General features: G+C 63.8%; 15 protein-coding genes. 10 read left to right on the top strand and 5 right to left on the bottom strand.

The features are described 5' to 3' along the window. Positions 1-50 precede the first annotated feature (50 nt). From ACUXVA_RS23685 to ACUXVA_RS23675, 3 genes are read left to right on the top strand one after another with little or no spacing between them, the layout of a single operon-like run. A complete protein-coding gene (locus ACUXVA_RS23685) occupies positions 51-806 on the top strand; it encodes a transporter substrate-binding domain-containing protein (protein ID WP_445488487.1) in 756 nt (251 codons plus the stop codon). A gap of 15 nt (positions 807-821) precedes the next feature. Further along, positions 822-1,490: an amino acid ABC transporter permease gene (locus ACUXVA_RS23680; protein WP_265083344.1), complete on the top strand. Its 669-nt coding sequence runs from the start codon at positions 822-824 to the stop codon at positions 1,488-1,490. After that, positions 1,487-2,251: an amino acid ABC transporter ATP-binding protein gene (locus ACUXVA_RS23675; RefSeq protein WP_445488484.1), complete on the top strand. Its 765-nt coding sequence runs from the start codon at positions 1,487-1,489 to the stop codon at positions 2,249-2,251. The genes ACUXVA_RS23680 and ACUXVA_RS23675 overlap by 4 nt, the downstream gene beginning before the upstream one ends. 78 nt (positions 2,252-2,329) lie before the next feature. Here ACUXVA_RS23675 and ACUXVA_RS23670 read toward each other — a convergent pair whose 3' ends face one another. After that, a complete protein-coding gene (locus tag ACUXVA_RS23670) occupies positions 2,330-2,515 on the bottom strand; it encodes a DUF3072 domain-containing protein (RefSeq protein ID WP_265083346.1) in 186 nt (61 codons plus the stop codon). An 85-nt stretch (positions 2,516-2,600) separates the two neighbouring features. On the opposite strand from ACUXVA_RS23670, the gene ACUXVA_RS23665 reads away from it, so the two are divergent. Then, a complete protein-coding gene (locus tag ACUXVA_RS23665) occupies positions 2,601-2,858 on the top strand; it encodes a hypothetical protein (protein WP_265083347.1) in 258 nt (85 codons plus the stop codon). Positions 2,859-2,969: 111 nt separating this feature from the next. Here ACUXVA_RS23665 and ACUXVA_RS23660 read toward each other — a convergent pair whose 3' ends face one another. Further along, positions 2,970-4,223, bottom strand: a complete 1,254-nt coding sequence (locus tag ACUXVA_RS23660; RefSeq protein WP_445493347.1) for an MFS transporter — start codon at positions 4,221-4,223, stop codon at positions 2,970-2,972. A 198-nt stretch (positions 4,224-4,421) separates the two neighbouring features. On the opposite strand from ACUXVA_RS23660, the gene ACUXVA_RS23655 reads away from it, so the two are divergent. Beyond that, complete coding sequence (locus ACUXVA_RS23655; protein ID WP_445488482.1) at positions 4,422-5,810, top strand: Nramp family divalent metal transporter; 1,389 nt, start codon at positions 4,422-4,424, stop codon at positions 5,808-5,810. A gap of 92 nt (positions 5,811-5,902) precedes the next feature. Here the strand turns inward: ACUXVA_RS23655 and ACUXVA_RS23650 are convergent, their stop codons facing one another. The 3 genes from ACUXVA_RS23650 to hemB all read right to left on the bottom strand — a co-directional run bounded on the left by ACUXVA_RS23650 (position 5,903) and on the right by hemB (position 8,715). After that, positions 5,903-6,676: an arginyltransferase gene (locus ACUXVA_RS23650; protein ID WP_445488480.1), complete on the bottom strand. Its 774-nt coding sequence runs from the start codon at positions 6,674-6,676 to the stop codon at positions 5,903-5,905. Positions 6,677-6,752: 76 nt separating this feature from the next. Next, positions 6,753-7,316 carry an RDD family protein gene (locus tag ACUXVA_RS23645; protein WP_445488478.1) on the bottom strand — a complete coding sequence of 188 codons (564 nt, stop codon included), beginning with the start codon at positions 7,314-7,316 and terminating at the stop codon, positions 6,753-6,755. Between the two features lie 343 nt (positions 7,317-7,659). Beyond that, complete coding sequence (gene hemB, locus ACUXVA_RS23640; protein WP_265083352.1) at positions 7,660-8,715, bottom strand: porphobilinogen synthase; 1,056 nt, start codon at positions 8,713-8,715, stop codon at positions 7,660-7,662. A gap of 176 nt (positions 8,716-8,891) precedes the next feature. Between hemB and ACUXVA_RS23635 the strand changes: the two genes are divergently transcribed. From ACUXVA_RS23635 to ACUXVA_RS23615, 5 genes are all read left to right on the top strand, one after another. Continuing rightward, a complete protein-coding gene (locus ACUXVA_RS23635; protein ID WP_265083353.1) occupies positions 8,892-9,353 on the top strand; it encodes a DUF6163 family protein in 462 nt (153 codons plus the stop codon). Positions 9,354-9,770: 417 nt separating this feature from the next. Next, positions 9,771-10,286, top strand: a complete 516-nt coding sequence (gene ldtR, locus ACUXVA_RS23630; protein WP_265083354.1) for a transcriptional regulator LdtR — start codon at positions 9,771-9,773, stop codon at positions 10,284-10,286. Positions 10,287-10,597: 311 nt separating this feature from the next. After that, positions 10,598-10,966 carry a hypothetical protein gene (locus ACUXVA_RS23625; protein ID WP_265083355.1) on the top strand — a complete coding sequence of 123 codons (369 nt, stop codon included), beginning with the start codon at positions 10,598-10,600 and terminating at the stop codon, positions 10,964-10,966. A 141-nt stretch (positions 10,967-11,107) separates the two neighbouring features. Further along, entirely contained in the window at positions 11,108-11,335 is a 228-nt protein-coding gene (locus tag ACUXVA_RS23620; RefSeq protein ID WP_265083356.1) for a hypothetical protein, read from the top strand. A gap of 17 nt (positions 11,336-11,352) precedes the next feature. Continuing rightward, positions 11,353-11,574, top strand: a complete 222-nt coding sequence (locus ACUXVA_RS23615; protein ID WP_445488475.1) for a hypothetical protein — start codon at positions 11,353-11,355, stop codon at positions 11,572-11,574. The last annotated feature ends 64 nt before the right edge of the window (positions 11,575-11,638 follow it).

Here is an 11,638-nt window from a genome sequence, read left to right as displayed (position 1 = left end):
CCATCGGTCACATCCCCTATGGTCGAAAAACCAGTCCCACAGGAGTTCAGATGAAGCCGGTTCGATCGCTCTTCCTCACATGCCTCGCGCTGGCCGCGGCCATCGTCCTGCAGCCCGGCATGGTCGCGGCGCAAGCGCCGGCAGCGCTCAAGGTTGCAACCGATGCAACGTTTCCCCCGATGGAGTTCAGCGAGAACGGTGCCCGTGTCGGCTTCGATATCGACGTGATGAATGCGCTGGCCAAGGCCATGGGACGCCAGGTCGAATGGACCGACATCGATTTCAAGGGCCTGATCCCCGGACTGATCGCCCGACGTTTCGATGTGGCGATCTCCGCCATCTATATTACCGACGAGCGCAGCAAGGTCGTCGATTTCACCGAATCCTATTTCGCCGGCGGCCTGTCGGTGCTGGTGAAGAGCGACTCGCCAGCGAAGAAGATTGAGGACCTGAACGGCAAGAAGGTGACGGTGCAGGTCGGTACCAAGTCGGTCAGCTATCTCCGCGACACCTACCCGCTGATCAACCGCGTCGAGGTCGAGAAGAACCAGGAGATGTTCGATCTGGTCGGCATCGGCCGCGCTGACGGTGCCGTCACCGGCAAGCCCGCCGCCTTCCAGCTGGCCCGTACCCGCCCGGGCTTCCGCGTGCTCGATCAGCAACTGACCACCGAAGCCTACGGCATCGCCGTGCGCAAGGACGATCCTGAGCTGAAGACGGCCATGAATGCCGCGCTGGCCAGGATCAAGGCCGACGGCAGCTTTGCAGCGATCGTGCAAAAATGGTTTCCCGCGACGACGCCATAACGGGCGCATCGTAAAATGGAGCTCGACTTCTCGCCGGTCTTTGCGGGCTGGAAAGACCTGGCCTACGGCACGCTGGTGACGGTGGAAGTCACCGCGGCTGCTCTGGTGCTGAGCTGCCTGCTCGGACTGCTGCTCGGCATCGGCCGGCTTAACCCGCAACGCCGCGCCGTCTACGCCTTCTGCACCGCTTACCTGACGTTCTTCCGCGGCACGCCGCTGCTGGTGCAGTTGTTCCTGCTATTCTTCGGCCTGCCGGTGTTCCACATCATGCTGCCAGCCTATGCCTGCGGCGTGCTGGGGCTTGGGCTGTATTCCGCGGCCTACGTGTCAGAAATCGTCCGCGGTGCGATCCAGTCGGTGGACCGCGGCCAGATGGAAGCCGCACGTTCGGTCGGCATGTCGTCGGGGCAGGCGATGCGCGCGATCATCCTGCCGCAGGCCCTGGTGCGGATGATCCCGCCGCTCGGCAACGAATTCATCGCGCTGATCAAGAACTCGGCGCTGGTGTCGCTGCTGACCATCGACGACCTCATGCACGAAGGCCAGAAGATCATCAGCGTGTCGTACCGCTCGCTGGAAGTCTATCTCGCCATCGCGATGCTGTATCTGGTGCTGACCCAGGCGATCAATTTCGTCCTGCAGCGCATCGAGCGTCGCCTGCGCGCCGGAGGCATGATGCAATGAGCGATGCGTCGCAACCGATCGTCCGGATTCGCGGGCTGACCAAATCCTTCGGCAGCCATGTGGTGCTTGACGGCATCGACATCGACATCATGCCGCGACAGGTCGTGGTGGTGATCGGGCCCAGCGGCTCCGGCAAGAGCACGTTTTTGCGGTGCTGCAACGGCCTCGAACAGGCCGACGGCGGCACTGTCGAGATCTGCGGCCACCGTCTGGTCGACAACGGCGCCATTCTGGACGAGCGTTCGCTCAATGAATTGCGCACTGAAGTCGGCATGGTCTTCCAGTCCTTCAACCTGTTTCCGCATCTGTCGGTACTGCACAACATCACGGTCGGCATGCGGATGGTGCGCAAGACGCCCAAGGCCGCTGCCGAAGCGGCGGCGCTGGCGCTGCTCGACAAGGTCGGCCTTTCCCACAAGGCTGCTGCGATGCCCGCCAGCCTGTCGGGCGGCCAGAAGCAGCGCGTGGCCATTGCCCGGGCGCTGGCGATGGCGCCGCGCGTCATGCTGTTCGACGAGCCGACCTCGGCGCTGGACCCGGAACTGGTCGGTGAAGTTCTGCAGGTCATGAAGCTGCTGGCGAAGGAAGGCATGACCATGGTGGTGGTCACCCACGAGATGGGCTTTGCCAGGGAAGTCGCCGATGTGGTGGTGGTGATGGACGGTGGCGCGATCGTCGAGTCCGGGCCGCCGTCACAGATATTCTCCGCGCCATCCCAGCCGCGCACCCGTGCCTTCCTGCAGGCGGTCTTGTCGCGCTAGCGCATCGCGCGCCCCGGCGAGCCACGGTCTGCCGATGAAGCTTACCATCCCAGGTCACGCTTCAACGGATAGCCGTGATCAGAACGAGTTCGCCAGCTCGATCTCGCGCTTCAGCGTATCGATCCGCCGCGCCGCTTCCTGCCGGGTCAATTGCTCCTCGAACAGTTTCGGCTGATAGGCCTCGAGCGCCAGCGTGCGCAGGGTGGTGGCCTGGCCCCTGGTCATGGGCGCTGAGATCCGGTCGGGCAGTCGATCGTAGGACATCGCAACCTCCGAAATTTGAATTTCTGACTTGCATTTACGTTCTCTATTTGTTCTTTATTGGCCTTCACGTCAAGGGGGACTCGCCATGGACAACAGGCTGAACGAAATCCGCCGGAAAATCAGGGTTCTGCGGGCTGACATGCTGGAGCTTGAGGATCGAATCCGCGGCCAGGTCGACCGCGGCGAGGACTGTTCGGAGGCCTCGCTCGTGCTGATGGGGATGCGCCGCAACCTGATCGGCCTGATCCGCATCAGGGACGCCATGGGCGGCGCCGAGCTGTGTCCCGACGTCCGGCTGAAACAGATCAACCGCTACATCGGCGGCAAGACGGTGCAGCGCTGATCGGGCGAAGGCGTTAAAACCGGTTCGATCGCGATTTGCGTGCGTTTGCAACGGGGTGTGGCAGGAGGTGCCACAGCGCTGCGGTCGCCACGGTTTCGCCGCCGGTTTGCCTCAACGACTCCGCAACGCCGCGGCGGGCTCGCCGACCATGTCCGGCTGGCGTTCCAGCGCCACCGCGGGCGAGGTCAGGATCACCACCGCCTGCCAGCCGAAGATCGCCACCGCCAGGTACAGACAGAACTCCGCGCCGTAGAGGCCGCCGACCACCGCGGCGATCCCTGTGCCGATCGGCCGCGCGCCATAGCTCAGGATGTTGATGGCCGAGACCCGGCCGAGCAAGCTCGGCGGCGTCACCGACTGCCGCAGCGTCGTGGTCGAAATCACCCACAGGATCGGCCCTACGCCGAGCAGGAAGAAGCTCAGCGCGGCCAGCCACGGCCATGGCCACCACACCGTCAGCGCCATCACCAGCGAGGCGACGAAGCCGGTGACCGGTCCCAGCGCGATCACCGTGCCGAACGGCAACCGGCGCATCACCCGCGTTGCCAGCAGGGCGCCGACCACCATGCCGCCGCCATACATCGCCAACACCGCGCCCACGCCCGTTGCGCTTAGATGAAGATGCCTGATGGCATAGGGCACGAACACCGCGATGATCATGAACGCCGCCGCGCCGAAGATCGGCTGCGTGACGAAGACCGGCTTCAGCAGCGGATGCTGAAACACGAATTGCAGCCCGAGCTTGATGTCATGCACAGGATGTCGTCGCACGACCTGCGTGCGCGGGGGTTCATGAATGCCGGCCAGCAGCACCACGGCGATGGTCGACAAGGCGACCGCAAATCCGAATGCCGCCGCCGCGCCGAGCCATCCCACCAGCATGCCGCCCAGCGCCGGTCCGCTGGCAAAGGCGATGGTGCGCGCCAGTTCGATCCGCGTGTTGGCAGCAGGCAGCAGCGCCGGCGGCACCAGCGACGGCACCAGCGAGGGCGCCGCGACGCTGTAGACCACGGTGCCGCACACCGCGATGAAGCACAGCAACGCCAGCGATGAAAGCGTCAGCCCGCCGATCCAGATCAGCACGAGGATGCCCAGCAGCGCCACCGCGCGCAGCGCTTCTGCGCCCGCCATCAAGGCGCGCCGCGACCAACGATCGGCCAGCAGCCCGGCCGGAATCGCGAACAACACGAAGGGCAGGGTCAACGCGGTCTGCAGCAGTCCGGTCTGGCCTTCGCCGACACCGAGCAGCAGCACCGCCACGATCGGCGCCGCGGCAAGCGCGATCTGCTCCGCCGACTGGGCGGCAAGGTTGGACCAGGCGAGGCGGTTGAAGGTGTCGAGGCGGCTGCTCGGCGTCGATGGCAGTCATGGATGAGTCCTCGAAGGTTGCTCGGCACCATCGTCCTGGACCTGATGGCGGGCCACCCGCTTTCCGAATGCGGGCCCGCGCTCCCGCCCCCGGGCGTGGCAATCGGGGCGGCCGCTCGTGCCAGCTTCTTTGCGCATGCCAGATGCACTTGCAAATGAGTTGCAATAAAGGGAATTTTCCGCCATGTTTTGAAGATGGATGCAAAATCACCGAGTTCCGCCACCGAACCGTTGTCCGTCGCCCTGACAGAAGCCGTGGTCGGCAGCCCCGGCGGCTGGCGCAGCGAGCGCGGCGATCCCTCGCTGCTCGGCATGTTCGGCTCGATCCGCACCATCAAGAACGGCTCGTTCTGGCGCAAGCTGCTGGCGTTTCTTGGGCCGGGCTACCTGGTCGCGGTCGGCTACATGGATCCCGGCAACTGGGCGACCTCGCTGGCCGGCGGTTCGAAGTTCGGCTACGCGCTGCTGACCGTGGCGCTGCTGTCGAACCTGATGGCCATCGTACTGCAGTCGCTGTGTTCGCGGCTCGGCGTCGGCGCCGGACGCGACCTGGCGCAGGCCTGCCGCGACGCCTATCCGCGCGCGGTGTCGTGGGCGCTCTGGCTGTCGGCGGAGATTGCGATCACCGCAACCGACCTTGCCGAGGTGATCGGCACCGCCATCGGACTCAACCTTCTGTTCGGCATTCCGCTCGAGATTGGCGTCATCATCACCGCCGCCGATGTGTTCCTGATCCTGGCACTGCAGGCGTTCGGCTTTCGCTGGATCGAGGCCTTCGTGGTTACCTTGCTCGGCGTCATCGCGGCCTGTTTCGCCGTGCAGATCGCCATGGCCGATCCGAACTGGGGCGAAGTGATCCGCGGCTTTGCGCCGACCACCGAGATTTTCCACAACCGCGAGATGCTGTATCTGGCGCTCGGGATTCTGGGCGCGACGGTGATGCCGCATAATCTCTATCTGCATTCCGGCCTGGTGCAGACCCGCGGCTATGGCGACAGCGTTCCCGAGAAAAAGGAAGCGATTAAGCTTTCGACAATCGATTCCACCATTGCGCTGTGCCTGGCTTTGACCATCAACGCCTCGATCCTGATCCTCGCCGCGGCGACCTTCCACAAGACCGGCCAGCACGACGTTGCCGAACTCGACCAGGCGCATGCCTTCCTGGCGCCGCTGCTCGGCTCGTCGCTGGCGCCGACGCTGTTCGCCATTGCGCTGCTGTGCTGCGGGTTGAACTCGACCATCACCGCGACGCTGGCCGGCCAGATCGTCATGGAGGGCTTTATCAATCTGCGCGTCGCGCCGTGGCTGCGCCGCATGATCACGCGAATGATCGCGATCGTGCCGGCGGTGATTGTCACGCTGTGGTACGGCGAGAAGGCCTCCGGGCAATTGCTGATCCTCAGTCAGGTGGTGCTGAGCCTGCAACTGCCGTTCGCCGTGGTGCCGCTGGTGCTGTTCACCGCGAGCAAAAGCAAGATGGGTCCCTTCGTCGCGCCGCGCTGGATCACGGCTCTGGCAGCACTCACTGCGGCCATCATCATCGCGCTGAACATCAAGCTGGTGGTGGATTTCGTGACGGGCTAGGGCCGTAGGGTGGCTTAGCGCGTAGCCCGCCGCCCATCGTCGGTCGCCAGATGGTGGGTTACGGCGCAAGGGCGCCTAACCCACCCTACGGATCAATCTTGCGGCTCGCTCACGCTGTCGCCGGCGTCGATGCGTAGCCATCCGGAGGGCGCCAGGCGCTGCTGCGGCAGATAGCGGCCCTTGTAGTCCATCTTCTTGGAGCCTTCGATCCAGTAGCCCAGATACACATAGGGCAGGCCGAGACGGCGGGCGCGGGCGATGTGGTCGAGGATCATGAAGGTGCCGAGCGAACGGCTCTCTTCGGCAGGCTCGAAGAACGAATAGACCATCGATAGCCCGTCGCCGAGCACATCGGTCAGCGCCACCGCGATCAGGTCCTCGCCGCGGCCGGTGATGCCGCTGTCCGGGCCGCGCCGGCGATACTCGATGATGCGGGTCTCGACATGGCTGTCCTCCACCATCATGGCGTAGTCCAGCACGGTCATGTCGGCCATGCCGCCGTGACGATGGCGCTGGTCGAGATAGGCGCGAAACACCGAATACTGTTCCGAGGTTGGCACCGCGTTGCGCTGCTCGCCGATGATGTCGGCGTTGCGCGCCATCACCTTCTTGAAGTTGCGCGATGGACGGAATTCGTTGGCGATGACGCGCACAGAGACGCAGGCGCGGCACTGGTCGCAGGCCGGGCGGTAGGCGATCGACTGGCTGCGCCGGAAGCCGCCATGGGTGAGGAGGTCGTTGAGGTCGCCGGCCTTTTCGCCGACCAGATGCGTGAACACCTTGCGCTCGTGCCGTCCCGGCAGATAGGGGCAGGGCGACGGCGCCGTCAGGTAGAATTGCGGAGTGTCGCGCGAGTGCTGGGTCACGGGTTGCGTCAGTCTCCGAAGCAGTTCACGCCAGCATTGCGCTGCGGCGCCCGATCGTCAATCCGTGTCCGCACGGTCAATAGCTCCGGCCGGCGGGTTGCGCCATCCGGGGCTGAGCCGCGCGGTTGATCACCACGGTTCCCAGCACCAGGTCGTGCAGCAGCCGGCGGCGGCCGTTGAGCAGGCCGACGATCAGAACCAGCGGGGTCAGGAACGACACCGAAGCCCAGAACAGCACGGCATGGGCGCAGCCCAGCACGAAATAGCTGGGCGTGCCGGAAAAGGTCCGCATTTGCAGGTCCATCATCCGCATGCCGACGGTGGCCGAATGCGGCCCGCCGAGCGACATGCCGTAATACAGGATCGGCCAGATCACCGTGGCCGGCGAGACCAGCCAGAACAGTCCCCAGCCGAGGCCGAGGGTGACGAGGCCGAACACCGCGATGAAGATCACCGCGAGAATCACCGGGATCGAGATCACCACGAGGTCGATCAGGAAGGCGAACACCCGCCGCGTCAGCACGCCGCGAAACAGTTCGGGCTGCCGCCACGGATCGAAGGCCGGCGGCTGCGTCGGTCCGCCGCTGCGCCAGGTCGTGCCGGTGGTCGAACCGCTGTATCCCGAACCGTTGTCAGACATGACATATCCCCTCGACTGCATCGTCACCGTTGCAGCACATGGATATCACCGAACGCGAGCGCAAGACTCCGGAATCGTTACAGAGTGGATAGGGGGCTTCTTCCCCTCTCCCACAAGCAGCGCAGCTGCGCAGGCGGGAGAGGGTGGACGCGCGTCAGCGCGGCCGGGAGAGGGGGCTTTCGGAGTTCGCGGCTTTCCCTCTCCCGCCTTCGCTTCGCCATAGCCGATGCTATGCATCGGCGTCGATCTTAGAACGGCGGCCGAAGGCCGCTACGCACCCTCTCCCGCTGCGCAAAGCTTCGCTTTGCTGGGGGAGAGGGGAAGGAAGCAAGCGGACTACCGATCAGCGCTGCTCGCGCAGCTTCTCGGCTGCCGTCGGCGCGAAGTAGGTCAGGACGCCGTCGGCGCCGGCGCGCTTGAAGCCGAGCAGGCTTTCCATGATGGCGCGGTCGCCGTCGATCCAGCCATTGTTGGCGGCAGCCATGATCATCGCGTACTCGCCGGACACCTGGTAGGCGAAGGTCGGCACAGCGAAGCTGTCCTTCACCCGGCGGATGATGTCGAGATAGGGCATGCCCGGCTTGACCATCACCATGTCGGCGCCCTCGGCGAGATCCAGCTCGACCTCGCGCAGCGCCTCGTCGGAATTGGCCGAATCCATCTGGTAGGTGCGCTTGTCGCCGGTCAGCGTCTTGGCCGAGCCGATGGCGTCGCGGAACGGGCCGTAGAAGGCAGAGGCGTATTTCGCGGCATAGGCCATGATCTGCACGTCGAGCAGGCCGGCATCGTCGAGGCCTTCGCGGATCGCGCTGACGCGTCCGTCCATCATGTCGGACGGGGCGATGATGTCGCAGCCGGCCTCGGCCTGCACCAGCGCCTGGCGCACCAGCACGGCCACAGTCTCGTCGTTGAGGATCTTGCCGTCGCGGATCAACCCGTCATGGCCATGGCTGGTGAAGGGATCGAGGGCCACGTCGCAGAGCACGCCGAGATCGGGGAACTCCTTCTTGATGGCGCGCACCGACTGGCAAACCAGATTGTCGGCGTTGCAGGCTTCCGAGCCGACCTCGTCGCGCAGCGACGGGTCGGTATAGGGAAACAGCGCGATGCACGGGATGTTCAGCTTCATGGCGCGTTCGGCGTCGCGCACCGCCTGATCGACGCTGAGTCGTTCGACGCCGGGCATCGAGGCCACCGGCAGACGTTTGTTGTCGCCGTCGACCACGAACAGCGGCCAGATCAGGTCGTCGGTGGTGACCACGTTCTCGCGCACCAGCCGGCGCGCCCATTCCGACTTGCGGTTGCGGCGCGGGCGGGTCACGAGGTCCAAAGGCGGGGCGGGGACAGGGCGCGGGGAGGGATCGCGCATCTCGATGGGCCGTCCGAACTTGATCGCCATTTACCGTCTCTCCCGAAGCCTGAGCAGATTTGACCCTTTCTAAGTCTAGCACCCCCGCACTGTTTCGTCACCGCGGACCTGAGGGCCTCGGCGATTGATTTTGCGGGCCCAAAGGCCCAAGAAAGCCCTCATGAATCAACTCCGACCCCAGTTCCGCACCATGAGATCCGACCCGCATGTCTGAGATCGCGCCGCGTGAGTCGTCGCGGGACAACGCCATGTCGGTGGCCGCGATCTCGTCGGAACGGGAAAGGTCGGACGACAGCGTCTGGACCCGGCGGCTGGTGCTGTTCCTGCGCGTGATGGCGGTGCTGTCCATGGCCAAGGGACTCTATCACTGGGCCCAGGTCACCGGTTTCGTCGGCACCGAGGACGAGGCGTTCGAGAATCAGGCGATGGCCTGGCAGACCGCCACGGTCTATTTCGCCGTCATCGAACTGGTGGCCGCCGTCGGCCTGTGGCTCGCCACGCCGTGGGGCGCGGTGGTCTGGCTCACCGCCGTGGTGTCCATGGCTGTGATCGAGCTGATGTTTCCCGTCATCTATGGCGGCAACCTGATCCTGGTCGGCGGCGAGGGCGTGCTGCTGGCCGCCTATCTGGCGCTGGCCTGGATGGCGGCGCGGGAACGGCCGCCATAGCGCCGCGCCGTCGCAGCAAATTCGCCACCGCAAAAATTCCAACGCCACGCATCGGATCGATCGCGTGGCGTTTGCATAAAATTTTCGGATTTTTTTCGTGCGTTCCGGCGGTAACCTTTGAGTCACCCTAACGCCGCGGTCATCTGTGTTACGCGAACGTTTCGAATTTGAACGATGCTGTTTCCTTATGCGACACGTGTGCCAGACGAAGCGTGAACATCGCTTTCGCATCGTCAACGAAACGTTCAAAAAGCCCTTTATTCGCGGGCTTAATGTGCGATTCACTGTCTTAAATTCATGATCTCTTTATTGTCTTATTTAAGCGGTTCTTCAATCGCGCCTCTTAAGTTGGGCCTATCAGACGAGACACAAGTTTCGTCGAAATAAGTCGATAAAAACGACAACAGGGGTTGTGTCATGATGAAAGCCGCCGCATCGGCCGTGGAAACCGTCGAACGTGCACCAGGTCAAGCACCGGTGCAGCCGCTCTACCTGGAAGCTCTTACGCTGGTTGAGCGGCTGCATCGCCGCCTGCTCGACGTCATCAAGGACGAGTTCGACCGTCGCGGTCGCGCTGATATCAATTCGGTCCAGGCGCTGTTGCTGTACAACATCGGCGACAAGGAACTGACCGCCGGCGAGCTGCGCACCCGCGGCTACTATCTCGGCTCCAACGTCTCCTACAATCTGAAGAAGCTCGTCGAGCTCGGCTTCCTCGATCATCAGCGCTCGCGCGTCGATCGCCGCTCGGTGCGCATCCGCCTCACCGCGCAGGGCCAGGAGATCCGCCACATTGTCGACGCGCTGTATCAGAAGCACGTCAAGACGGTGGAGCAGGTCGGCGGCATCTCCAACGAGGAGTTCGCCACCCTCAACAAGTCGCTGCACCGCCTCGAGCGTTTCTGGACCGACCAGATCCTGTATCGTCTTTGAGACCTTCAGAAGGGTGACGCCAAGGCGCGTCGGCGGGGAATGCACCCTCGCCAGATGTCCCGGCCAACAAGGCCGGTCACGCGTCACCCTGATCGCCTTGCCGCACGCTTCAAGTCAGCTTCCAGGAAAAACCGGATTGCCCTCCGGTCAGATCGGTCTTCCCGCAAGGGAGGGCCGATTTGTTTTGACGGTATGTCGATCGAGACGCTGGCGAAGCGTCGCGATCAGGAGAACTCATCATCCGGTTGGCGCGGCGCGCGATTGAACGAAAACATCGGCAAAACCGACCCAGAGATTTGGGAGCCGATTGGATGGGGCGATTTCTTGTTTTCACGGTGCTCTTTCCTCCGCTCGCTCTTCTCGTTTTTATTGCCCCTGACGCGATGTCGACCCGCGACCTCATGGAAGTGGGGATGCTGATCTGGATGTTGGCGTGGGCGTACACGGTTGCAGTGGTGCCCGCCTGGTTGACGGCGGCAATCGACTGGGCATTTTCGGCAGGGCCGCTATATCTCCGCCTTGTTGCGACCATGGGGGTAGCCGCCATCCTGACCATCCTGTCCGCGCGCTACGGCTTCGGCCAAAAAGGCGAGTACGTGAACTTCGGGCTGATGGGGGCAATTCCAGCAGCACTGTGCTCGTGGCTGCCAGATCAAGTGACGCGAAGCGTAAAGGCGTGAGCGACACCGTTTTCCGGCACCCAGCCAACGCCCCGATGTTTGGAGCGTGGCAATTTCGGCCCCCGTCGCGCCGAAACGGGTTTCCCCCATGGAACATTTTTGCGGCTGCGCGCTTGTTGTTCCAACCAAGGGGATCAAGCCATGTTGGTCGAACGCGGGTTGCAGGTCAGGAATGTCGAGGCGGTCGGCGATGCCTATGCCATCGCCGCAAACTATCTGCGCAAGACGGGCGCCATGCCCGACAATCATGTGACCAACAATGTGCTGCTGCAGATCATCGTCGAGCTGTTCCAGCGCGGCGACAGCAACAAGATTCGGCTGGCTAACAAGGCCATTGCCAGATTTGAAGCTGCCCTGATCGTCATCTGATGTCGCGAGAGGATTCCATGCATACCGCCATCGATCGCATCATGAAGACCTATGACCTGATGGTGAACCGCAGCCAGGCCGCCAGCGAAGAGGCGCGCGGCAAGGTGACCGACTACATCACCACGCTGTTCGAAGGCGGCGAGAAGGATCCGCATCGCCTGACCGTCTATGGCCTGACCTATCTGCGCGAACTCGACGGCAGCAACGATCCGGCCAAGGCTGGATTCTCCGGGCTGTAACTCAGTCGTTCCCCGGACGCGGTGCACTGCGCCGCCAATTGGCGGCGTGGTGCTCCGCAGATCC

The organism is Rhodopseudomonas sp. RCAM05734, assembly GCF_052658035.1.
The sequence above is the reverse complement of the archived record's forward strand: the minus strand, read 5'-3'. Positions and strand labels throughout refer to the sequence as shown.

What these genes read in the sequence shown, in the direction of transcription:
- ACUXVA_RS23685 (WP_445488487.1), top strand. Translation starts at nt 51, where the DNA reads ATGAAGCCGGTTCGATCGCTCTTCCTCACATGCCTCGCGCTGGCCGCG.
- ACUXVA_RS23680 (WP_265083344.1), top strand. Translation starts at nt 822, where the DNA reads ATGGAGCTCGACTTCTCGCCGGTCTTTGCGGGCTGGAAAGACCTGGCC.
- ACUXVA_RS23675 (WP_445488484.1), top strand. Translation starts at nt 1,487, where the DNA reads ATGAGCGATGCGTCGCAACCGATCGTCCGGATTCGCGGGCTGACCAAA.
- ACUXVA_RS23670 (WP_265083346.1), bottom strand. Translation starts at nt 2,515, where the DNA reads ATGTCCTACGATCGACTGCCCGACCGGATCTCAGCGCCCATGACCAGG.
- ACUXVA_RS23665 (WP_265083347.1), top strand. Translation starts at nt 2,601, where the DNA reads ATGGACAACAGGCTGAACGAAATCCGCCGGAAAATCAGGGTTCTGCGG.
- ACUXVA_RS23655 (WP_445488482.1), top strand. Translation starts at nt 4,422, where the DNA reads ATGGATGCAAAATCACCGAGTTCCGCCACCGAACCGTTGTCCGTCGCC.
- ACUXVA_RS23645 (WP_445488478.1), bottom strand. Translation starts at nt 7,316, where the DNA reads ATGTCTGACAACGGTTCGGGATACAGCGGTTCGACCACCGGCACGACC.
- hemB (WP_265083352.1), bottom strand. Translation starts at nt 8,715, where the DNA reads ATGGCGATCAAGTTCGGACGGCCCATCGAGATGCGCGATCCCTCCCCG.
- ACUXVA_RS23635 (WP_265083353.1), top strand. Translation starts at nt 8,892, where the DNA reads ATGTCTGAGATCGCGCCGCGTGAGTCGTCGCGGGACAACGCCATGTCG.
- ldtR (WP_265083354.1), top strand. Translation starts at nt 9,771, where the DNA reads ATGATGAAAGCCGCCGCATCGGCCGTGGAAACCGTCGAACGTGCACCA.
- ACUXVA_RS23625 (WP_265083355.1), top strand. Translation starts at nt 10,598, where the DNA reads ATGGGGCGATTTCTTGTTTTCACGGTGCTCTTTCCTCCGCTCGCTCTT.
- ACUXVA_RS23620 (WP_265083356.1), top strand. Translation starts at nt 11,108, where the DNA reads ATGTTGGTCGAACGCGGGTTGCAGGTCAGGAATGTCGAGGCGGTCGGC.
- ACUXVA_RS23615 (WP_445488475.1), top strand. Translation starts at nt 11,353, where the DNA reads ATGCATACCGCCATCGATCGCATCATGAAGACCTATGACCTGATGGTG.